This is a genomic window from Micromonospora sp. WMMD1120, assembly GCF_029626235.1.
Classification (GTDB): domain Bacteria; phylum Actinomycetota; class Actinomycetes; order Mycobacteriales; family Micromonosporaceae; genus Micromonospora.
The window spans coordinates 1,407,026-1,427,776 of record NZ_JARUBO010000005.1; the positions used below are offsets into that span (position 1 = coordinate 1,407,026).

General features: G+C 72.3%; 24 protein-coding genes. 11 read left to right on the forward strand and 13 right to left on the reverse strand.

The window, feature by feature from the left end; genetic code table 11:
- The first annotated feature begins 26 nt into the window (after nt 1-26).
- Nucleotides 27-824 (forward strand): alpha/beta hydrolase, encoded by a 798-nt coding sequence (locus O7634_RS06690; protein ID WP_278149273.1) that lies wholly within the window; start codon nt 27-29, stop codon nt 822-824.
- A 114-nt stretch (nt 825-938) separates the two neighbouring features.
- Here the strand turns inward: O7634_RS06690 and O7634_RS06695 are convergent, their stop codons facing one another.
- The 4 genes from O7634_RS06695 to O7634_RS06710 form a co-directional block, all read right to left on the reverse strand.
- The gene (locus tag O7634_RS06695; RefSeq protein WP_278149274.1) at nt 939-1,898 is read right to left on the reverse strand and encodes an asparaginase; all 960 of its coding nucleotides are present in this window, start codon (nt 1,896-1,898) and stop codon (nt 939-941) included.
- A gap of 95 nt (nt 1,899-1,993) precedes the next feature.
- On the reverse strand, nt 1,994-2,821 hold the full coding sequence (locus tag O7634_RS06700; protein ID WP_278149275.1) for a 3-keto-5-aminohexanoate cleavage protein: 828 nt from the start codon (nt 2,819-2,821) through the stop codon (nt 1,994-1,996).
- A 22-nt stretch (nt 2,822-2,843) separates the two neighbouring features.
- Complete coding sequence (locus tag O7634_RS06705) at nt 2,844-3,956, reverse strand: folate-binding protein (protein WP_278149276.1); 1,113 nt, start codon at nt 3,954-3,956, stop codon at nt 2,844-2,846.
- Nucleotides 3,953-4,381 carry a Fur family transcriptional regulator gene (locus O7634_RS06710; protein WP_278149277.1) on the reverse strand — a complete coding sequence of 143 codons (429 nt, stop codon included), beginning with the start codon at nt 4,379-4,381 and terminating at the stop codon, nt 3,953-3,955. Before O7634_RS06710 ends, O7634_RS06705 begins: the two co-directional genes overlap by 4 nt.
- Nucleotides 4,382-4,450: 69 nt before the next feature.
- Here O7634_RS06710 and O7634_RS06715 point away from each other — a divergent pair, with 69 nt between their 5' ends.
- Nucleotides 4,451-5,329 (forward strand): aminotransferase class IV, encoded by an 879-nt coding sequence (locus tag O7634_RS06715; RefSeq protein WP_278149278.1) that lies wholly within the window; start codon nt 4,451-4,453, stop codon nt 5,327-5,329.
- Here O7634_RS06715 and O7634_RS06720 read toward each other — a convergent pair whose 3' ends face one another.
- Together O7634_RS06720 and mtfM are read right to left on the reverse strand one after the other, a co-directional pair.
- Nucleotides 5,330-5,920 (reverse strand): FABP family protein, encoded by a 591-nt coding sequence (locus O7634_RS06720; RefSeq protein ID WP_278149279.1) that lies wholly within the window; start codon nt 5,918-5,920, stop codon nt 5,330-5,332.
- 5 nt (nt 5,921-5,925) lie between these two features.
- Nucleotides 5,926-6,030 (reverse strand): small membrane protein MtfM, encoded by a 105-nt coding sequence (gene mtfM, locus O7634_RS06725; RefSeq protein WP_030327764.1) that lies wholly within the window; start codon nt 6,028-6,030, stop codon nt 5,926-5,928.
- Between the two features lie 12 nt (nt 6,031-6,042).
- On the opposite strand from mtfM, the gene O7634_RS06730 reads away from it, so the two are divergent.
- From O7634_RS06730 to O7634_RS06740, 3 genes are all read left to right on the forward strand, one after another.
- Nucleotides 6,043-6,417, forward strand: coding sequence for a DsrE family protein (locus tag O7634_RS06730; protein WP_278149280.1), 375 nt, complete (start codon nt 6,043-6,045; stop codon nt 6,415-6,417).
- Nucleotides 6,418-6,498: 81 nt separating this feature from the next.
- On the forward strand, nt 6,499-6,882 hold the full coding sequence (locus O7634_RS06735) for an SCP2 sterol-binding domain-containing protein (RefSeq protein WP_278149281.1): 384 nt from the start codon (nt 6,499-6,501) through the stop codon (nt 6,880-6,882).
- Entirely contained in the window at nt 6,879-8,918 is a 2,040-nt protein-coding gene (locus tag O7634_RS06740; protein ID WP_278149282.1) for a glycogen debranching N-terminal domain-containing protein, read from the forward strand. The genes O7634_RS06735 and O7634_RS06740 overlap by 4 nt, the downstream gene beginning before the upstream one ends.
- Before the next feature lie 33 nt (nt 8,919-8,951).
- Here the strand turns inward: O7634_RS06740 and O7634_RS06745 are convergent, their stop codons facing one another.
- The 7 genes from O7634_RS06745 to O7634_RS06770 form a co-directional block, all read right to left on the reverse strand.
- Nucleotides 8,952-9,809, reverse strand: coding sequence for a hypothetical protein (locus O7634_RS06745; protein WP_278149283.1), 858 nt, complete (start codon nt 9,807-9,809; stop codon nt 8,952-8,954).
- Nucleotides 9,810-9,862: 53 nt separating this feature from the next.
- Nucleotides 9,863-10,303 (reverse strand): winged helix-turn-helix domain-containing protein, encoded by a 441-nt coding sequence (locus O7634_RS06750; protein ID WP_278153890.1) that lies wholly within the window; start codon nt 10,301-10,303, stop codon nt 9,863-9,865.
- A gap of 288 nt (nt 10,304-10,591) precedes the next feature.
- Nucleotides 10,592-10,912, reverse strand: coding sequence for a DUF1416 domain-containing protein (locus O7634_RS06755; protein WP_278149284.1), 321 nt, complete (start codon nt 10,910-10,912; stop codon nt 10,592-10,594).
- A gap of 2 nt (nt 10,913-10,914) precedes the next feature.
- The gene (locus O7634_RS06760; RefSeq protein ID WP_278149285.1) at nt 10,915-11,763 is read right to left on the reverse strand and encodes a sulfurtransferase; all 849 of its coding nucleotides are present in this window, start codon (nt 11,761-11,763) and stop codon (nt 10,915-10,917) included.
- A 206-nt stretch (nt 11,764-11,969) separates the two neighbouring features.
- Complete coding sequence (locus O7634_RS31880; RefSeq protein ID WP_310503780.1) at nt 11,970-12,047, reverse strand: Ms5788A family Cys-rich leader peptide; 78 nt, start codon at nt 12,045-12,047, stop codon at nt 11,970-11,972.
- Nucleotides 12,048-12,141: 94 nt separating this feature from the next.
- The gene (locus O7634_RS06765) at nt 12,142-12,930 is read right to left on the reverse strand and encodes a DUF2993 domain-containing protein (RefSeq protein ID WP_278149286.1); all 789 of its coding nucleotides are present in this window, start codon (nt 12,928-12,930) and stop codon (nt 12,142-12,144) included.
- A 105-nt stretch (nt 12,931-13,035) separates the two neighbouring features.
- A complete protein-coding gene (locus O7634_RS06770; protein ID WP_278149287.1) occupies nt 13,036-14,094 on the reverse strand; it encodes a hypothetical protein in 1,059 nt (352 codons plus the stop codon).
- A 245-nt stretch (nt 14,095-14,339) separates the two neighbouring features.
- Here O7634_RS06770 and O7634_RS06775 point away from each other — a divergent pair, with 245 nt between their 5' ends.
- From O7634_RS06775 to pstA, 6 genes are all read left to right on the forward strand, one after another.
- Entirely contained in the window at nt 14,340-15,059 is a 720-nt protein-coding gene (locus O7634_RS06775) for a response regulator transcription factor (protein ID WP_179781168.1), read from the forward strand.
- Nucleotides 15,060-15,254: 195 nt separating this feature from the next.
- Nucleotides 15,255-16,085 (forward strand): polysaccharide deacetylase family protein, encoded by an 831-nt coding sequence (locus O7634_RS06780; protein WP_278149288.1) that lies wholly within the window; start codon nt 15,255-15,257, stop codon nt 16,083-16,085.
- 97 nt (nt 16,086-16,182) lie between these two features.
- Entirely contained in the window at nt 16,183-17,109 is a 927-nt protein-coding gene (gene mshD / locus O7634_RS06785) for a mycothiol synthase (protein WP_278149289.1), read from the forward strand.
- Nucleotides 17,110-17,430: 321 nt separating this feature from the next.
- Nucleotides 17,431-18,534: a phosphate ABC transporter substrate-binding protein PstS gene (gene pstS / locus O7634_RS06790; protein ID WP_278149290.1), complete on the forward strand. Its 1,104-nt coding sequence runs from the start codon at nt 17,431-17,433 to the stop codon at nt 18,532-18,534.
- A 36-nt stretch (nt 18,535-18,570) separates the two neighbouring features.
- Entirely contained in the window at nt 18,571-19,665 is a 1,095-nt protein-coding gene (gene pstC / locus O7634_RS06795; protein ID WP_278149291.1) for a phosphate ABC transporter permease subunit PstC, read from the forward strand.
- A complete protein-coding gene (gene pstA, locus O7634_RS06800; protein WP_278149292.1) occupies nt 19,662-20,750 on the forward strand; it encodes a phosphate ABC transporter permease PstA in 1,089 nt (362 codons plus the stop codon). The genes pstC and pstA overlap by 4 nt, the downstream gene beginning before the upstream one ends.
- Nucleotide 20,751 lies beyond the last annotated feature (1 nt).

A 20,751-nucleotide genomic window follows, 5' to 3' on the forward strand; every position in this document is an offset into this window, starting at 1 on the left:
GCCCACCCGATCCGTACGGTCCGATCGTGCAAAGGATCACTGTCAACGGAGCAAGCATCGCGTACGACGAGGCCGGCAGCGGCTCGCCGGTCGTCCTGCTGCACGCCGGCATCGCCGACCGGCGGATGTGGCGCGCGCAGCTGCCCGTGCTCGCCACCCGGCACCGGGTGATCGTTCCGGACCTGCGCGGTTACGGCGACTCGGAGCTGCCGACGACCCCGTTCGCGCACCACGACGACGTGGCCGGGTTGCTGGACGCGCTCGACCTGCCCCGGGCCGCCCTGGTCGGTTGTTCCTTCGGCGGGTCGGTCGCCATCGACACCGCGCTGGCCCACCCGCACCGGGTGAGCGCGCTCGCGCTGTTCGGCGCGGCCGTCTCCGGCAACGAGTGGTCCGAGCAGACGAACGACCTCTGGGACGACCTGGTCGGCGAGGTCGACCCCGACGACTTCGTGGCCGGCGCGGCCGGCGAGGTGCGGTTCTGGGTGGTCGGCCCGGGACGCCGGCCGCAGGACGTCGACAGCGGGCTGATCGCGTTCGCCCAGGAGATGGACCAGCGCGCCCTCGCCGCCGAACTGGCGCTCGGCGCGGTCGAGGTGGGCGAGCTGACGCCACCGGCGATCGGCCGGCTCGGCGAGCTGACGGTGCCCGTCCTGGTCACCGCCGGCGCCGCCGACGTGCCGGACATCAGCCGGCTCGCCGACCGGATCGCCGCCGAGGTCCCCGGCGCGGTGCGCCTGCCCGACGTGCCGGACGCCGCGCACCTGCTACCACTGGAGCGCCCGGAGCCGGTCAACGCGGCTCTGCTCGACTTCCTGGGCTGAACCGACTCCGCCCGGCGTCCCGGGTTGCCCGGCCGTGCCCGCCTCCCGGGCCGATGACGGTCGGGCCATGCCCCTCCTCCATCCAGCCGGATCGCGCCGGCCCGGGAGCGGACGTCACCAGAGCGGGCGGACCGCCCCGACCGGGACGCCGCCGCCGAACAGCGGCAACTCGGCGTACTCGGTCAGCACCGGCGCGTCCACCCCCAGCCGGCGCAGCGCGGACACCAGCACCGGCATCCGGGCCCGGTCGGCGCCATCGTCGATCTTGAGGGCGACGGCGCCGACGCCCGGCAGCGCCACCGCGAGCACACCCTCCGCGCCGACCTTGGCCAGCAGGCCCGGGACGCCGCGCATCAACCGGGTGTCGTCGGCCTGGGTGCCACCGACGATTTCCGGGTACGCCCGCATGGCGTCGGCCACCGTGCGCGGCACCGACCCGGGATCGGCGTCGACCAGCCGGAGGTACGCGCCGGCCAGGCCGGTCAGCGACACCGCGAGCACCGGGGCGCCGCAACCGTCCACGCCCACCGCGGCGGCCTGCTCACCGGTGAACTCCTCGATGGTGGCCCGCAACCGCTGCTGGAGCGGGTGTTCCGGGCGCCAGTAGCCCGCCAGCGGCCAACCGGCGGCCGCGCAGGTCAGCAGCATCCCGCTGTGCTTGCCAGAGCAGTTCATCTGCACCCGGGTGGGGCCGCCTCCGGCGCGCAGCACCGCCTCCCGGGCGGCCTCGCCCACCGGCAGGTCGGGCGGACAGTGCAGCGCCGACGCGTCCAGCCCGGCGCGCCCCAGCAACGCGGCGACCCGGGCCAGGTGAAAGTCCTCGCCCGCGTGACTCGCGGACACCAACGCCACGTCGGCCGGATCGGTCAGCGCCAGGCCGGCCCGGAGCATCCCGATCGTCTGCATCGGCTTGCTCGCCGAACGGGGGAAGACCGGCGAGGTCACGTCCCCGGCCGAGGCCACCACCGATCCGGCGGCGTCCAGCACCACCACCGAGCCACGGTGCGCGCCCTCCACGAACCCCGACCGGACCACCTCGGCGAGCGGCGCGCCGCCCTCGTACGTCTTCGTCACGAGCTGGACGGTACCGACGGCGTGAGGGTGCCCGACGGCGGGGTGACCAGGGGATCCACCGCTCGGGTGACAGGGGCGCGGGCCGGGGGGCGACCTTACAGCCCGAGCAGCTCGCGGGCCTCGGCGGTGGTCAATGGCGGACGCTGGGCGAGCTGGGCGAAGCCCACCGCGCGGGCGACCAGTTGCATGTTGGACTCCACCGGGCGACCCTTCGCGTACGTCACCGTGTCCTCCATGCCGACCCGCAGGTGCCCACCGGTGGACAGCGCGGCCAGCAGCACCGGGATCGTGCTCCGGCCGATGCCGGTGGCCGAGAACGTGGTGCCCTCGGGCAGGTCGCGCAACATCCGGTGGGCCGCGACGAGCGTCTCGGTGGTGCCCGGCATGCCCCCCGGAACCCCCATCACGAAGTCGACGTGCACGTGCCCGCCGGCTGGGAGGCCGTACCTGCCGAGCAGTCTCTGCAACGCGGAGAGGTGACCGAGGTCGAAGATCTCGTACTCCGGAACGATCCCGCGGTCCTGCATGCGGGTGTGCAGGTCGACGATGAACTCCCAACGGTTGAGGAAGACGTCGTCACCGAAGTTGACGGTGCCCATCGTGCAGGACGCCATGTCCGGCCGCGCGTCGAGGACGGCGAGCCGGGCGGCCTCCGGGTCGGTCACGGCCCCGCCGGAGGAGAGCTGCACGATCAGGTCGGTGCTCTCCCGCAACGCCGCGACGGTGTCCGCCAGCCGCACCGGGTCGAGGGTCGGCCGGGCCTCGTCGTCGCGGATGTGGACGTGGATCACGGCGGCGCCGAGCGCCTCGCACTCCTTGGCGGTGAGCAGCAGCTCGTCGAGGGTCACCGGCAGCGCCGGCACCTCCGCCTTGGCCGACTCGGCACCGGTCGGGGCCACCGTGATCAACGTCCCTGTCGTCATGCCGGCGATCCTAGACGCCGGGTCAGGATGGGTCGATCGCCGCCGCGGTCGCGCCGACGAGCAGTGCCGCGTCGTCCGGAACGTTCCGCTTGACCACCGCGAGGGCCACCTGACCCAGCTCGTGGTGCAGCACCGCGGTGCCGACGAAGCCGACCGTCCGACCGTCGAGGGTCACCGGCGTGCCGGCCGTCGGCGGCTGATCGGTGGTCACCCCGTCCAGGTGCAGCAGGACGAGGCGACGCGGCGGCCGGCCCATGTTGTGCACCCGGGCCACCGTCTCCTGACCCCGGTAGCAGCCCTTGTCGAGGTGCACCGCGGGCCCGATCAGGTCGACCTCAGCGGGAATGGTCCGGTGGTCGGTGTCCACCCCGACCCGGGGTCGGCGGGCGGCCACCCGGATCGCCTCGTACGCCCAGAGCCCCGCGACCGGCACCCCGGCGCCCCGCAGCTCCGCCACCACCTGGTCCATCGCCGACCGGGGCACCAGCAGGTCCACCCCGATCGGGCCGCGTCGGGCCCAGCCGCCGACCGGCAGCGGGCGGACGTCGTACCGAACACTCGCCCGCTGCGGCACGGCGCCGGCGGCGAACTTCGGACCGGGCACCGCGACCAGGTCCGGTTCGGCGAGCCCGGTCACGCCGAGCGTGCCCAGCGCCTCCGTCGCCGCCGGCCCGACCAGCGACAGCAGCGCCCGCTCGGCGGTCGCGTCGCGCGGCTCGACCTTGGTGAAGAAGCGCATCTTCTCCAGGTACGTCAGCAGGCCCTCGGTCGCCCCCGGTTCGGTGTCCAGCCAGGCGGTCTCGCCGTCCTCCGCGACCACCGCGTGCTGCTCCACGTGGCCGTGCGGCGACAGCACCAGCAGCTCGGTGCCCTCCCCGGCGGCCAGCGCGCTCAGGTGCTGCGAGGTGATCGTGTGCAACCACCCGGCCCGCTCCTCGCCGGGGACCGCGACGACCCCGCGGTGTGACCTGTCGACGAGGCCGACAGCGGTGTCGAGGATGCGCTGCTCCCGCAGCGGGTCACCGTAGTGCGCGGCCACCCCGCGCACCCCGGCGGCGACGTGCGCCGGGTCCGGCTGGTCCCGGCTGGCCTCGTCGATGCTCTCGACGGCCACCGCCCCGGCGATGTCGATCATTTGTCGTCCCCGTTCGCGCAGCGTCCGCAGACGCCGAAGAGTGATACGTGCCCGATGTCCACCCGGAACCCGCGCTGCACGGCCAACTGGTCGACGAGCGGGCCGAGCAGCTCCGGATCGATCTCGTCGATCGCTCCGCAGTCCCGGCAGACCAGGTGGACGTGTTGGTGCTCACCTGCCGCGTGGTAGGTGGGCGAGCCGTGCGACAGGTGCGTGTGGGTGACCAGACCGAGTCGTTCCAGCAGCTCGAGCGTGCGGTAGATGGTGGTGATGTTGACGCCGGCGGCGACCTCCCGCACGGCGGTGTGCACCTGCTCCGGCGTGGCGTGCCCCAGATCGAGCACCGCCTGGAGGACGAGCTGCCGCTGGGCTGTCAGCCGCAGCCCACGGGCCCGGAGCATTTCCGCGAGGGAGGATTCGGACACCGTCCGATCATAGTTCGGCCGCCCGACCGGGTCGTGCCGCGCGCTCGACCGCCACTACGCTCGACGGTCATGGTGAGGTCGCCCGTCGGGCACACATCGGGCAGCCCGTCCGCACGGATCGCCGTGCTGGGGCGCGGCCCGGTCCCGGCCCGCGACCCCGTGCTGCGCGCCGACGACCTCGGCGTGCTGCACGGCGACGGCCTCTTCGAGACGATGCACCTGCGCGACGGCCGGCCGTGGCTGCGCGACGAGCACCTTGCCCGCCTGGTCGCGGCGGCCACCGCGGTCGAGCTGGCCCTGCCCCCCACCGCCGCGCTCGTCGACCTGCTCGACGAGGTACGGAAGGGCTGGCCAGCACAGGTGGAGGGGGCACTGCGACTGGTGTGCACGCGGGGCCCGGAGGCCGGCGGCCCGCCGACCGTCTACGCCACGCTGGCCGAGGTGCCGGCGACCTCCCGGGCGACCCGCCGCGACGGCATCGCGGTGGCGACCCTGCCGCTGGGGGTGCCGGCCGCCGCCCGCGCCGGGCTGACCTGGCTGCCCGCCGGCGTCAAATCCACGTCGTACGCGGTCAACAGCGCCGCCCGCCGCTGGGCCCGCCGCACAGGAGTGGACGACGTCCTGTGGACCTCATCCGACGGTTACGCGTTGGAGGGGCCCACAGCGAGTGTGGTGTGGCTCACCGCCGGCACGCTCTGCACGGTTCCCGCCGCCGGCACCGGCATCCTCCCCGGCACGACGGCGGCCTGGCTGCTCGCGCACGCCGCCGAGCTGGGCCTGGACGCCGCCGAGCGGATGGTCGCCCCCGCCGAGCTGCACGCCGCCGACGGGGTGTGGTTCACCTCGTCGCTGCGCGGCGCCGCCGAGGTGCACACGCTGGACGGGGTGCGCCGGGCGCGTTGCCCGCGCACCCCCGACGTGCAGGCGCTGCTGGGTTTCCCGGTCTAGTCAGCCGCCGACCCGGACGAGCCGGGCGGAGAGGTGCGGGCTGAGCCCGTGCCCCATGGCCGCCATCTCCTGCGCGTAGAGCAGCGCGCCCTCGACGATGCCGAAGAGCCGGTGCCCGCCGGTGACCTCCTTGGCGGTCGGCGTCCGGACCACCGCGTCGGTGGCGAACTCGACCTGCGTGCCGGTGCGCTTGCCGAGGTGCAGCTCCATCACCCCGGTCGGGGTGGTCAGCAGCGCCTCCAGCTCGTCGGTCGCCCGACCGTCCACCAGCACCGGCCGCCACCAGCCGACCTCCCGGCCGCCCGGACGGACCGGCCTGCTCTGCTCGTCCAGGATCCAGGCACGCGACTCGTAGTGCAGGAACGGTCGGCCGTCGTGGCTGATCCGGATCTCCTGCGCGTAGTCGAAGTCCTCGATCGTGGGGAAACCACCCTTACCCCGACCCCGCCAGAGGCCGATGTACGGCAGCAGACCGTCGAGCGCGGGGTGCAGCTTCGGCCCGACCCGCAGGTCGTAGGTCTCCTCGAACGGGTACTCCTCGACCGGCGGCGCGTTCAACCACGGAGGCTGCAAGGGGTTCTCGTCGCTCACCAGTGTCACCAACGCCCTCTCGATATGCGTACCGCCAGGTAGACCAGGCCACCGGCGAGCCCGCCGAGGCCGGCGACAAGCAGGCTGACAAACCCGATCTCGGTAACCATCCCGGCCATCCTATGCTGGGCCACATGGCCCGTACTCTCGTCGTCAAGGCCACCGCGGGGGCGGACGCCCCGGAGCGGTGCGCGCAGGCATTCACTGTCGCCTCGACGGCGGTCGCGGCCGGGGTGGACGTCTCGCTCTGGCTGACCGGCGAGTCGACCTGGTTCGCGTTGCCCGGCCGCGCCCAGCAGTTCGAGCTTCCACACTCCGCGCCGCTGGCCGAGTTGTTGCACGTCATCCTGACCAGTGGCCGGGTCACCGCCTGCACCCAGTGCGCGGCGCGACGGGAGATCGGCCCGGACGACGTCCTTCCCGGTGTCCGGATCGCGGGTGCCGCCGTCTTCGTCGAGGAGGCGTTGGCCGAGGGCGCGCAGGCACTCGTCTACTGAGCGGGCTGACGGCACCGGGTCGGTGGTGAGCGGAGTTCCGATACCGACCCGACATCTCGGGCAACTGCCTACGATTCGCATGTGACCGAGGCGACGGAGAGGTTCTTCGCGGGACTGCCGTCGCGTGGCCCCGAGGTCCTGGAGGGATTGGCCGACGGGACCCTCCAGATCGACCTCACCGACGACGAGCACCGCACCGAACACTGGCTGATCCGGTTGCGCCCCGGGTCGGTGCGGGTCAGCCGGGAATGCGGGCCGGCCGACGCGAACTGGTACAGCAGCGTCGCCCTCTTCGACCGCCTGATCACCGGCGAGACCCAGGGTGTCGCCGCCGTGCTCCGCAACGAGAGCACGTTCAGCGGGAACGTGATGCTCTTCCTCGCCTTCCGCAGGTTCTTCCCGGACCCGCCCGGCACCCGTGACCCCCGGGAGACGGCCCGCCGAACAGCCGGACGCCTGGCGTGAAGCAACTGGTCAGCATCCTGGACGGCAACACCTTCGTGGTCAGCGACCGGCGGGGGGACATCGAGCCGTCCTACGACTTCCCGACCGGGCTGTTCTCCTTCGACACCAGGTTCCTGTCGAAGTGGCTGCTCACCCTGGACGGCAACCGGCTGCACGCCCTCTCCGTCGACGACGAGGAGTCGTACCGGACGACCTTCTTCCTCGCCCCCGGCGAACCCACGCACTACCTGGACGCGAAGGCATCGGTGATCCGGAGCCGGGCGATAGTGGGCAGCTTCCAGGAGGAGCTGACAGTGCTCAACCACACCGGCTCGGAGGTCGAGTTCACCGTCCGGATGGAGATGAGCGCCGACTTCGCCGACCTGTTCGAGATCAAGCGTCCCCGGCAGAAGCGCGGGCAGACCACCATCTCGGTGTCCGCTAACGAACTGCGACTGACCTACCGGCGAGAGGCGTTCCACCGGGAGACGATCATCAGCAGCACCGCGGAGGCCCAGGTCGACGAGGCCGGGATGACCTTCCGGATCCGGATTCCCCGCAACAGCCAGTGGAGCACCCGACTGCACGTGTCGAGCGTCGTCTACGGCGCGCGGGGCGAGGACATCAGGGTCACCCTGCCGTACGGCGGCAGCCGCAGCGCGGACGCCATCCGGGCCGAGCAGCAGCAGCTGATCGACCGGGCACCGAAGCTCGACTGCGACTGCCAGCCGCTGGCCGGGGCGTACCGGCGCAGCCTCAACGACCTGGCCGCGCTGCGCTACGAGTCGATCACCCTCGGCGTACGGCTGATCGCCGCGGGCCTGCCCTGGTTCATGACCCTGTTCGGCAGGGACAGCATCATCACCTCGTTGCAGGTGCTGCCGTTCCTGCCGGAGCTGGTCCCGCCGACCATCCTGATGCTGGCCGGCCTCCAGGGGCATCGGGTCGACGACTTCCGGGACGAGGAACCCGGCAAGATCCTGCACGAGCTGCGGTACGGGGAGACCGCCGGCTTCGAGGAGCAGCCACACTCGCCGTACTACGGGTCGGCCGACTCGACGCCGCTGTTCATCATCCTCGTCGACGAGTACGAACGCTGGACCGGCGACGCCGCCCTGGTGCGCCGGCTGGAGCCGCAGATCCGTGCGGCGCTGGAGTGGATCGACACCTACGGGGACCTGCTCGGCACCGGCTACCTCTGGTACCAGACCCGCAACCCGGACAGTGGTCTACAGAACCAGTGCTGGAAGGACTCCTGGGACGCCATCTCGTACGCCGACGGGCGGTTTCCCGGCTTCCCCCGGGCCACCTGTGAACTCCAGGGGTACGCGTACGACGCGAAGATCCGTGCCGCCCGGCTGGCCCGGACCTGCTGGAACGACCCCGGGTACGCGGACCGGCTGGAGCGGCAGGCGGCCGATCTCAAGCGGCGGTTCAACAACGACTTCTGGATCGCCGACCGCGGGTACCACGCGCTGGCGCTGGACGCCGACGGCCGGCAGGTGGACGCGCTGACCTCCAACATCGGGCACCTGCTGTGGAGCGGCATCGTGGACGAGTCCCGCGCCGGCAGCGTGGTCGAGCACCTGCTCGGGCCACGCCTCTTCTCCGGCTGGGGAGTGCGCACGCTCGCCGTCGACGACGGACGGTACAACCCGATCGGCTACCACGTGGGAACGGTGTGGCCGTTCGACAACTCGCTCATCGCCTGGGGGCTGTGGCGGTACGGCTTCCGGGTCGAGGCGGGGATGCTCTGCGACGCGATGCTGGCGGCGTCCCGGTACTTCGGGGGGCGGCTGCCGGAGGCGTTCGCCGGCTACGCCCGTGACCTCACCGACTATCCGGTGGAGTACCCGACGGCGTGCAGCCCGCAGGCGTGGTCCACCGGCACCCCGCTGCTGCTGCTCCGGGTCGTGCTGGGGTTGGAGCCGCAGGGCGAGCACCTGATCATCGATCCCGCCGTGCCGCCGGGCATGGGCCGGATCGAACTGCTGGACATCCCGGGCCGGTGGGGCACGGTCGACGCGTTGGGACGCAGCCGGGGCCCCGGGGAGTAACGGGGCGAGCGCCGTCGGGGCGGCCCGACCGGCTCAACCCGGGCAGCCGACTGTGGCAGCCAGCCGGGCGGCGTCCGGGCCCACCTCGGCCAGCACCGTCACCGAGCCGGTGCGGTACGCGTACACCGGGGGTTGGTCCAGGATCGGGGTGTCGCCGGCCAGCGTGGCGAGAGCGGTGGTCGACGGGCCTGGATCGATCGCGGCCCGCACGCTACGGACCAGGCCGCCACCCGGGCAGGGCGCGGTGACCAGCTCCGGCGCGGCGTCGCCGGGGCGGTCGAGAGCGCGTAGCGCGGCGGTCAGCGCGGCGGCCTCCGGGCCGGCGGGCGTGCTCGGCGCGGGTGAATAGCCGGAGCCGACCGGCCGGCAGCCGGTGTCGACGACCAGACGCACCCGGCCGTCGGTGGTCGGCCGCCCCTCGACCGCCACGAACTCGCCGGCGTCGGCGCGCAGCTCGGGGCCCGCCAGCCCCGGTCCGACCCCGGCCCGCCAGCCGGTGGGGAGCCGCTCGGCGAGGTCGGCCAGGACGGCCTGTTCGGTGCCGGTGGGTGCGAGCACGGCGACCTCGCGGCGCAACCTCGCCCCGTCGGCGAACGGGGTGACCCGGCAACCGGACGCGACCCGCGCCGGGCCCAGCTCCAGCAGGCGAGTCGCGCCAGCCGCGCGGGCCAGCTCGCCGACCGCCCGGTCGACGACCGGACCGGCCTGGTCGAGGGAGCGCTGCTCGCGTACGGTCGGCGGGTCGTCGCGGACCGATGTCCAGGTGAGCGCCGCCAGCAGCACGGCCCAGGCCACCGTCGCCGCCAGCAGCCACCGCCGCCGCGACCGGGCCGGCGCCGGCGGGGTGGGACCGGCCGAGGAGGCCCAACCCGTCTGGACAGCACCGCTCACCCGGCCATGGTGTCACGCCTCCGCCGCCGTTCGAGCGGCGGAGGCCGTCGAGGTCAGTTCGACGGTGGATCGAGTCGGTAGCCGACCCCGTGGACGGCCCGCATCCGCGGCCCGCCGGGAAGGTCACGCAGTTTGTGCCGGAGCCGGTCGATTGTCGATTGCAGCCCCTTCGGGTCCGCGCCCTGAAGGATCGCGGTGCGGAGTTGTTCGTGACTCCACACCACGCGCGGTGGGCCGACCAGACGGGCCAGCACCTCGCGCTCGGTGGGGCTGAGCGGGAGCGGGCTTCCCCGCCAGGTGACCAGGTGCCCGGCCCGGTCGACGACCAGGTCGCCACAACTGACCGGCCCTGTGGGCACGACCAGGGGGACGACCGCCGGACCGGCCCGCGTCGGAGCATCCGGTGACGGGAACAGCAGCGTGCGCAACTGGTACGGGTCGGCCGAGCGCACCACCCGACCGACGCCGCCGAGCTGTTTCAGCACCCGCTCCATCAAGGCGGCGTCCGCGCCGACACAGACGACGATCGGAATCTCCGCGCCGGACGTATCGCCGCCACCCGTACCAACCTCGATATCCACCCGTAGATAGTGACGTACACCGATGAGTTCCATTGGCCCGGCCCGGTGGCGCCGCCGGGCCGAGCTTGATCCACTCGTGCTCCCGGAAGTCGCGGCCTCCCACGCCGTTCGATGGCCCGGCTTCCTTGATATCGAGCCGGAGGAACGACCGGGGCCGGCCACCCGCGGTGGGTGGCCGGCCCCGGTCGAGCAGAGCGTGGGTCAGGCGACGGTGACGGCGACCTCGTTGATGCCCCGTCCGGCGGTGACGGCGGTGTCGCCGTTGCCGTGCCGGGACAGCGCCCGCAACGTCCAGGACCCGGGCGCGGCGAAGAACCGGAACTGACCGGCCGCCGAGGTCACCACCTCGGCGGTGAACTCACCGGTCGAGTCGAGCAGCCGGACGTACGCGCCCGGCACCGGCTCGGCCTCCGCGGACCGGACGATGCCGGTGATGACGGTTTCCTTCTCCAGGTCCAGACCGGCCGGCAGCGGCGCGGCCTGGTCGGGCGCGGCGCAACCCGCGGCGGTGGGCAGAGTCATGATCACGCCTCCCCGGGTTCGTCGCCGAGCGCGACCGGCACGCCGACCAGCGAGCCGTACTCGGTCCACGAACCGTCGTAGTTCTTGACGTTGCGGTGGCCGAGCAGCTCCTGGAGCACGAACCAGGTGTGTGAGGAGCGCTCGCCGATCCGGCAGTAGGCGATGGTCTCCTTGCTGTCGTCGAGCCCCGCGTCGCCGTAGATCCGGCGCAGCTCGTCGTCCGAGCGGAAGGTGCCGTCCTCGTTGGCCGCCTTGGACCACGGGACGCTGATCGCGGTGGGGATGTGGCCACCCCGCTGCGCCTGCTCCTGCGGTAGGTGGGCGGGGGCGAGCAGGCGACCCGCGTACTCGTCGGGGCTGCGCACATCGACGAGGTTCTTGCTGCCGATCGCGGCGACGACCTCGTCGCGGAAGGCCCGGATCGAGGTGTCCGGCTCCTGGGCGACGTACTGGGTGGCCGGGCGGGACACCTGCTCGGTGACCAGCGGCCGGGCGTCCAGCTCCCACTTCTTGCGGCCGCCGTCGAGCAGCTTGACGTCGCGGTGGCCGTAGAGCTTGAAGTACCAGTAGGCGTACGCGGCGAACCAGTTGTTGTTGCCGCCGTAGAGGATGACGGTGTCGTCGTTGCTGATGCCCCGCTCGGAGAGCAGCGCCTCGAACTGCGTCTTGTTGACGAAGTCGCGGCGGACCTGATCCTGCAGGTCGGTCTTCCAGTCGATCTTGATGGCGCCCGCGATGTGGCCGGTGTCGTAGGCCGAGGTGTCCTCGTCGACCTCGACGAAGACGACGCCCGGGGCGTCGAGGTTCTTCTCGGCCCACTCGGCCGAGACGAGTGCGGTGTCGCGACTCATCGAATCACTCCCTGGTGAGGATGGATGGTGAGCCAACGCGCGTGTATCGATGGATGTCTCTGTCGCACCACGCGCGGGACCCAGCGGAAGGACGGGATCACGGGTTCGTGCGACGGCGCCGCTGCCGGGCGTTCGGTGGGATGACCGGAGGGTCTGAGGACCCCGTGCCGGTGGCCGCCGTCAGGCGGCCGGAGACAGCCCCGCCGTCAGATGACGGGGCGACACAGGCAGGTGGCCACGCGGCACAGGTCGACCGCGCGCCGTTTGGTGAGGTGGGTCCCCATGGCCAGGGAGCCTACCAGCCAGTGACCGCGCTGCCACTCAGCCGACCACCATCCGGGATCACCCGAACGACCGAGGACACCGCTGCCTGACGACTCAGCCAACCTTGTTGATCGGCACGTTCCTCGCGTCGGCGGTGACCGCCAGACCCTCCGGCAGTGGCCGGACCTCACGGACCGCGAGTTGGAACGGCAGCTCGGGCAGGGGTACGTCGACCGAGATGCCCTTGGCGTAGTTGCTCAACAGGGCGCGGGCCAGCGGCAGGTTCGGCAGGCCGGCCGCGTCCAGATCGTCGAAGCGCAGGGCGACGGCGCCGTTGTCGGCGACGGTGATGTCGGCGGTGCCGGCGACGGTCAGCTTCTGACCGAGGATGTCGACGGGCGCGGTGACGGCGAGCTTGCCGTTCTGCTCGCCGAGCGTGAGCCCCGGGCGGTTCAACAGTGCGGCGAGGCTGTCGTAGCTGATCGTGCCGGCACCGTTGACGGTGTCCGCGACGATGTCGCCCTGACCGCTGCGCAGGGTGTCCAGCGTGGCCCGTACGTTGCGGGCGGTGACGTCCAGCACCGGCAGTCGTACGGCGTCACCCTCGACCGAGGCGCGCACGTCCCGCAGGTTGATGGTGATCCGCTGGTAGCGGCCGTCGAGCACCTGGGTGAGGAACGGGGTGCCGCCCACCTCCACGTCGGGCTCGGCGGCCTGGGCGCCCTGCTTGGCGATCTCCTGACTGACCCGCTCGGCGATGGTCCGCTCGGCCACCCCGACCGCCACCCGGTCGGCGACCACCAGCAACCCGGCCAGCAGCACGAGCAGGATCACCAGCCCGACGAGCAGCTTGCGACCGCGGCGTCGGGGTCGCGCCTCGTCCACCGGATAGTCGTGCGCCACGCCGCCTCCTGTCTCCGCCCGCCGCGCCGCGACGGGTCGTCCGATACCGGTGCCGCAGGGCGGCGCACCCGTAGGTACCCGACCGGCTCCGGGCTCAACCGTGGCTCAGAGCAAGAGCCTGCACATGGCGTACGCGGCGGGCGCCGCCAGGGCGAAGCCACCGAGCGGACCCTGCATGTGCCGGGCCACCCACATGGTGGGCGGCTCGCCGGCCATCAACCGGCCCGCCTCCGCGTACCCGACGGCGAGGTCGGCGAGGACGGCGGCGACCGCCGCGACCAGGCCGAGCACGGCGGCCCGGGTCGGCGTGAAGGGCGCCACCAGGTAGCTGCCGAGGAGCGCGCTGGTCAACGTGCCGACCATCGCGCCGCCCACCACCCCGGCGGCGCCCCGGGGCACCTGCGGAGCCAGCCGGGGCCAGGGCAGCACGGCGTCGGTGAGCCGGGCGACTGTCAGCGCGACACCGCTCGCGGTCAGGCACACGGTGATCGCCTGGGTGCCGGCCGGAATGCGGCTGAGCACGATCAGGGTGCCGAAGGCCACCACCCCGACCACGATGAGCAGCGTGGCGCCGAGGGAGTCGGTGACCCGGACCCGGTCGACCCGACGGACCAGTTGGCCGAGCACGGCGGCGAGGAAGCCGCCGACGGCCAGATAGCCCAGTGGCGCCAGGCCGGCGACGTCGGTCTGGACCGCGGCGATGTCGGCGAGGGCCGCGACCGCCGCGCTGATCCCGGCCACCACCAGCAACGCGGGCGGACGCATGGCCATCGTCCAGGCGAGCACGAACAGCAACTGGACGCCGAAGATGATGAAGGCGAACGGCAGCCGGTGACCGGGCCCGGACGTCTGCGCGCCGAGCACCAGACCGACGCCGAGCAGCGCGGCGAAGCCGGCGATGGTCAACGCCAACTGGCGGCGCACCTCGACCGGCGGGACGACCTCCTCGTCCGCCTCGTCGTCCTCGTCCTCGGACCGGCGGGCCGGCTCGCCGGAGCGGCGGGCGCGGCGCGGGCCGTCCCGATCGCGCCGATCGCCGTCGCTGACGGCCGGACCGGTACGCGGCGCGGGCGGTTGGCCGCGGGTCGGTGCGGCGGCCGGGCCCGGGTGGGGCCCGGAGGGCCACGATTCGCGACCGGCCTCGGGCGAGGTGGAGGGAAACACGACCCGATCGTGCCAGACCCGCGACCCGACGCGTCGGTCACGGGTTTCAGCGACGTTAAAACCGGGCCACGATCGGGGGCAAGCTAGACAAACAGGAAATGGCCTGCCGACGCGGCCGGAGCGATCAGTTACGCTCAACCCGTTACCCGCCCGTCAGCGACGCCGGGACCACGCTATTCGCAGCGCACTCCCCGGTGGGTGCGACTGGCGCCGCGTGCGGACCCCCGCGCGCCGCCGGGACGGAGGTGATCGTGGAGATCCTGTTGCTGGTGACCGCACGCGCAGGGGAACCGTCGGCGGTGCTGCCGGCGCTCGACCTGCTGCCGCATTCGGTCCGCACCGCGCCGCGCGACGTGCGCACCCTGGTCGCGGGTCCGAGCCCGGACGCGGTGCTGGTGGACGCCCGGTCGGAGTTGAGCGAGGCCCGGGCGACCTGCCGGATGTTGCACGCCACCGGCCTCGGGGTGCCGCTGGTCGCGGTGGTGACGGAGGCCGGCCTGATCGCGCTGAACGCCGACTGGGGCGTCGACGACGTCATCCTCGCCTCGGCCGGCCCCGCCGAGGTCGAGGCGCGACTGCGGCTCGCGGTGGGCCGGTTGAGCAACGCGACGGCTGGCGCGGGCGGCTCGATCCGGGCCGGCGAGCTGACCATCGACCCGGACACCTACGCCGCCAAGCTGAAGGGTCGCCCGCTCGACCTCACCTACAAGGAGTTCGAGCTGCTGAAGTTCCTGGCCCAGCACCCGGGGCGGGTCTTCACCCGGGACCAGCTCCTGCGGGAGGTCTGGGGCTACGACTACTTCGGCGGCACCCGCACCGTGGACGTGCACGTCCGGCGTCTGCGCGCCAAGCTCGGCTCGGAGTACGAGTCGATGATCGGCACCGTTCGCCAGGTCGGCTACAAGTTCGTCGTACCACCGTCGCGGTCGTTGCCGGAGGCGGAGCACGCGCCCCTGCCGGTCTGATCCGGGAGCCCATTCCCGGGTGATTCCCGATATGCCCTTTTCGTGCAGCTTGTCGGTCATATTCTGACTGCCGAGTTTGTCAGAGAAAGGGGCGATGGTGCGCGCACTGACCACGGGGGCGACGGGCCGGCCTGACCGGCCGACCGGGCGGAAGCCGTGACGCGGGGCGGCTCGACCGCACGGGCGGTCGCGATCATGACGCTCGTGGTGACGGGGCTGCTCGGCTCCGCGTACCTGCTGGGCCGCAGCCTCATCCCCGACCAGACCCCACGGCACTCCACGGGCGTCACCACCGCCGTCGACGGGCCGCACTACGCCGACCAGCCGAGCGCGGGCGAGCCGGGCCTGACGCCGCAGGCGAGCGGCAGCGCCGGACCGACCGAGGCCGGTCAGGACGGCACCGGACGGGACGCCGGCGGCGACCGGCTGTTCGGCGCGCACGCCACCACCGGCACCCACCGACTCGCGCTGACCTTCGACGACGGGCCGGACCCGCGGTACACCCCGCAGGTCCTCGCCCTGCTGCGTGAGTTCGACGTACGGGCCACGTTCTGCGTGGTCGGGGAGAACGCGCAGAACCACCCCGACCTGGTCCAGGCGATCGTGAACGACGGGCACACCCTCTGCAACCACTCCTGGCACCACGACGTCGGCCTGGGCGCCCGGTCCGCCGACGCGATCCGCTCCGACCTGCTCCGCACCAACGCCGCGATCCGGGCGGCGGCCCCGGACGCGCCGATCGTCTGGTACCGGCAGCCCGGCGGCGCCTGGACGTACCCGGTGGTGTCGGTGGCGCGGCAGCTCGGCATGACCCCGCTGCACTGGTCGGTCGACCCGTCCGACTGGGATTTGCCCGGGGCCAGCAAGATCGCGGCCACGGTGCTGACCCAGGCCGAACCGGACTCGGTGGTGCTGCTGCACGACGCCGGCGGGGACCGCCAGGGCACTGTGGACGCGCTGCGCCAGATCCTGCCGGAGCTGACCGCACGCTTCGAGCTGGAGGCGCTGCCCACCGACCCGACCTGAGCGCCCGCCCGGGGTGCCGCCCCCGGCGGGGCCGGCACCCCGGGCTGCTTCGGGGCGACCTTCCAGCGGCACGACAGGTAACGGATACGGTGGCGGGATGAGCAGCGCGGAGCCGACCAGCGATCAGGTAACCCGGAGCGAGCGGCTGACGCCCGTGGAGATCGCCGACGTGCTGGCCCTCGCCGGTGTCGCGGGCGACACCGACGGGGCGAGCCCGCTCGACGAGCACGTGCTGCTGCGACTCCGCGAGCCGGACGCCCCGGCCCTGCACCTGATCGCCCGCGCCGACGACGGCACGCTGACCGGGTACGCGCACCTGGACACCACCGACCCGGTCGGCGGGATCGGGGTCGAGCTGGTGGTGCACCCCGCGTACCGCCGGCGGGGCACCGGCCGCGCCCTGGCCCGGGGGGTACTCGCCTCCGCCACCGGGCCGCTGCGGGCCTGGGCGCACGGCGACCACCCCTCGGCCGCGGCCCTCGGTGTGGATCTCGGGTTCACCCGGGCACGGGTGCTCTGGCAGCTACGCCGACCCCTGGCCGGCCCGTTGGGCGAGCCGCGTCTGCCCGACGGGGTGACGCTGCGCGCCTTCCGGCCCGGATCGGACGACGCGGCCTGGCTGGAACTCAACGCGCGGGCCTTCGCCGAGCATCCCGAACAGGGCCGCTGGACCTCCGACGACCTGCGGGTCCGGCTCGCCGAGCCGTGGTTCGACAAGGAGGGCTTCCTGCTCGCCGAGGAGACGGCGACCGGTCGGCTGCTGGGCTTCCACTGGACCAAGGTGCACGAGCGGCCGGGGTCGGCCCGGATCGGCGAGGTGTACGTGCTGGGCGTGGAGCCGACCGCGCACGGTGGCGGGCTCGGTCGGGCGTTGACCACCGCCGGCCTGGCGTACCTGCGGGACCGGCGTGGCCTGGACCGGGTGATGCTCTACGTGGACGAGTCGAACACCGGTGCTGTCGCGCTCTACGAACGGCTGGGTTTCGCCCGCTGGTCCGCGCACATCAACTACCACCTGGGCTGACCGCCTCCACCGACCGGCCCACTGGTCGACACCGGGGCCGCCGAGGCGGCCGGGTCACCGGTCGGTAACGGGCGGGCGTCGGCGGGATAACGGCGAACCGGAAATATCCGCATACTTCCGACAGGTGTACCCCGGTTCACTTAACGGACAACTCACCCTCAGCATGCGGTCACCTGGACGGCCGCACGTGTTCACCTCGCGTTCATTTGCGACCGGCGAACCGGCTACCTGGCACTTCTAACTTTCGTGTCAGCCGGTCAGCGCCGGTCCACGGACCCCGGGATCGGGGTGCCAAGTCAGACGCGAAGGGAAACCCCTCAGGTGAAGCTCCAGCGGTACGGCACTATTGCCTGCCTCGCTCTTACTGCGACGCTCGGTCTCAGTGCTTGCGGCTCGGACAACAACGAGCCCAGCACCAGCGCTTCGGGCTCGACCGCCGCGGTCGACTGCGCCACCGGCACGGTGAACGCCCAGGGCTCCTCTGCGCAGAAGAACGCCATGGCCGAATGGATCAAGGCGTACCAGCAGAAGTGCCAGGGCACCACAATCAACTACGAGTCCTCCGGCTCCGGCGCCGGCATCCAGGCGTTCATCGCCGGAACCGCCGACTTCGCCGGCTCCGACTCCGCGCTCAAGCCGGAGGAGCAGCCGCAGGCCGACGCCAAGTGCACCGGCGGCAAGGCCATCCACCTGCCGATGGTGATCGGTCCGGTCGCGGTCGTCTACAACGCCGGCGGCGACGTGAAGGACCTCCAGTTCAAGCCGGCCACCCTGGCGAAGATCTTCGCCGGCACGGTGACCAAGTGGGACGACCCGGCGATCAAGGCCGACAACCCGGACGCCAAGCTCCCGTCCGCCGCCATCCAGACCGTGCACCGCTCGGACGAGTCGGGCACCACCGACAACTTCACCAAGTACCTGTCGAAGACCGCCGAGGCGGACTGGACCTTCGGCAACGCCAAGGCGTGGAAGGCCCCGGGCGGCGTCGGCGCCGCCAAGTCCGACGGTGTGGCCAGCAAGGTCAAGAGCACGGTCGGCACCATCAGCTACGTCGAGTGGTCGTACGCCGAGAACTCCGGGCTGAACATGGCCAAGGTGCAGAACGGCGCCGGCGAGTGGGCGGCGCTGACCGCCGAGTCCGCCGGCAAGACCATCGCCGGGGCCAAGGTCGAGGGCCAGGGCGACGACCTCAAGCTGTCGATCGACTACAACACTAAGGAGGCCGGGGCGTACCCGATCGTCCTGGCGACGTACGAGATCGTCTGCAGCAAGGGCCTCGCTGCCGACAAGCTGAAGCTGGTCAAGGGTCTGCTGACCCACGCCGCCAGCGCCGAGGGCCAGAACTCGCTGACCGAGCTGGGCTACGCCCCGCTGCCGGAGACCGTCCGGACCAAGGTCGAGACCGCGGTCAAGAACCTCTCCTGACCCGAATCCACCTCCGCAACCGAATCGAGCGAGCAGATGGGTGAAACCCCTCACCGCTCGGCCGACGCCGGCACCGGCGGGACGCGCGTGACCCAGAGTCACGAGTGGCCCGCCGGTGCCTCGGCGCGTGTGGCCGAGGCACCAGTCAGCACCCGTTCCCCGGGCGGCGCCGGGTTCGGCGGCGGCGGTGGCGCGCTGCCCCGCAACCGAAAGTTCGGCGCCGAGCGGGCCTTCCGTGGCCTCACCCTGGCTGCCGGGACGACAGTGTTGGTCATCATCGTGGCCATCGCGGTCTTCCTGATCGCGAAGGCGATCCCGGCCCTACGTGCCAACTCCGCGAACTTCTGGACCTTCGAGGGCTGGTTCCCGAACGACAGCCCGCCCACGTTCGGCATCGGCGCGCTCGCCTTCGGCACCGTGCTCACCGCCGCCCTGGCGCTGCTGATGGCGGTGCCGGTGGCCATGGGCATCGCGCTCTACCTGTCCCACTACGCCCCCCGCAGGCTCGGCAACGGCCTCGGTTTCCTGATCGACCTGCTGGCGGCCGTACCCAGCGTGGTGTTCGGCCTCTGGGGCCGCGACTACCTCATCGGGCCGGTGTCGGACCTCTCGGTGTGGCTCAACACCTACTTCGGCTGGCTCCCGATCTTCGGCGGCGACGGCCCCTACGGCAACTCGATCCTGCTCGGCTCCCTGGTACTGGCGATCATGATCCTGCCGATCGTCACCTCGCTCACCCGCGAGGTGTTCCTCCAGACGCCGAAGGCCAACGAGGAGGCCGCCATCGCGCTGGGCGCCACCCGCTGGGAGATGTTGCGTACCGCTGTGCTGCCGTACGGCCGCCCCGGCATCATCGCCGCCGTGATGCTCGGCCTGGGTCGCGCGCTGGGTGAGACCATCGCGCTGGCGTTGACCCTCGGCTCCACCTACGCCATCTCGTTCAACCTGCTCGAATCCGGTGGCAACACCATCGCGGCCAACATCGCCAACCGGTTCGCCGAGGCGAACGAGACCGGACGGGGCGCTCTGATCGCCTCCGGCCTGGTGCTGTTCGCGATCACGTTGATCGTCAACATCATCGCGCGGGCGATCATCTACCGCCGCCGGGAGTTCACGGAGTCCGCCGCATGACCACAACCGTCACCTCCCCCCGCACCCGCCCGCCGGCCCAGCCGCCCTCGCTGCGGGCCAAGCGGCTGCCCTGGTACGCCGCGCCGGTCATCGCCGTGGCGGCCCTCGCGCTCTCCGCCGTGATCGTCTACGGCGCGGGCATCGGCGGCCCGGTCCTGGTGATCGTCCTGGGCGCGATCCTCTACCTGGTCGGGCTATTCGCCGCGGCCAACGCGGTCGAGGGGCGCCGGTCCGCGCGCAACCGCACCTGGAGCGCGCTGATCCACTCCGCGTTCGTGCTGGCGGTGCTGCCGCTCGCGTCGGTCGTCTGGACGCTGGTCAGCAAGGGCGCCGAGCGACTGGACGGCGACTTCTTCAACAGCTCGATGAACAACATCGGGGCCCGCGACCCGAACGGCGGCGCGTACCACGCGATCGTCGGCACGTTGGAGCAGGTCGGCATCGCCACCCTGATCACCGTGCCGCTCGGCATCCTCTGCGCCATCTACGTCGTCGAGTACGGCCGCGGCCGCTTCGCCTTCGCGATCCGGTTCTTCGTGGACGTGATGACGGGTATCCCGTCGATCGTCACCGGCCTCTTCGTGCTGGCGTTCTGGGTGCTGATCGTCTCGCCGTGGTTCAACGACGGCCGGCCGAGCTTCTCCGGCTTCGCCGCCGCGCTGGCCCTCGCCGTACTGATGCTGCCCACCATCGTCCGGTCCACCGAGGAGATGCTCCGCCTCGTGCCGGCCCCGCTGCGCGAGGGCGCGTACGCGCTCGGCGTACCCAAGTGGAAGACGATCCTGCGGGTGGTGCTTCCCACCGCGCTGCCCGGCATCGTCACCGGCGTCATGCTCGCGATCGCCCGCGCGGCCGGTGAGACCGCGCCGGTGCTCCTGGTCGCCGGCGGTGGCGCGGCGATCAACTTCAACCCCTTCGAGAACAACCAGTCGTCGCTGGCCCTCTTCGTCTACCAGCAGGCCGGCGAGGCGTCGAAGTACTCGCCGGCACGGGCGTGGACCGCGGCACTCACCCTGGTCGCCCTCGTGCTCATCCTGACGATCGCGGCGAAGTTGCTGGCCCGTCGCAACCGGCTCAGCCGATGAA